Raw genomic sequence first — 467 nt, 5'->3', positions numbered from 1 at the left:
GGTATTATCCAACGCGATTTCTTTCCGGACAAAAGTGCTTTACAACCCGAAGGCCTTCTTCACACACGCGGCATTGCTGGATCAGGGTTGCCCCCATTGTCCAAAATTCCCCACTGCTGCCTCCCGTAGGAGTCTGGGCCGTGTCTCAGTCCCAGTGTGGCTGATCGTCCTCTCAGACCAGCTACTGATCGTCGCCTTGGTGGGCCTTTACCCCACCAACTAGCTAATCAGACATCGGCCGCTCCTATTGCGCGAGGCCTTACGGTCCCCCGCTTTCACCCTCAGGTCGTATGCGGTATTAGCTAATCTTTCGACTAGTTATCCCCCACAACAGGGCACGTTCCGATGTATTACTCACCCGTTCGCCACTCGCCGCCAGACCGAAGTCCGCGCTGCCGTTCGACTTGCATGTGTAAGGCATGCCGCCAGCGTTCAATCTGAGCCAGGATCAAACTCTTCAGTTCAAT

General features: G+C 55.5%; 1 rRNA gene. It reads right to left on the bottom strand.

Features of this window, described 5'->3' with window-relative positions:
* Positions 1-464, bottom strand: a 16S ribosomal RNA gene (locus AAHB16_RS32685); the annotation flags it as partial.
* Between the last annotated feature and the right edge of the window lie 3 nt (positions 465-467).

It is taken from the genome of Cupriavidus sp. OTU4054, from assembly GCF_038440175.1.
GTDB classification, from domain to species: domain Bacteria; phylum Pseudomonadota; class Gammaproteobacteria; order Burkholderiales; family Burkholderiaceae; genus Cupriavidus; species Cupriavidus pauculus_D.
This window is presented reverse-complemented; position numbering and strand designations above follow the sequence as displayed.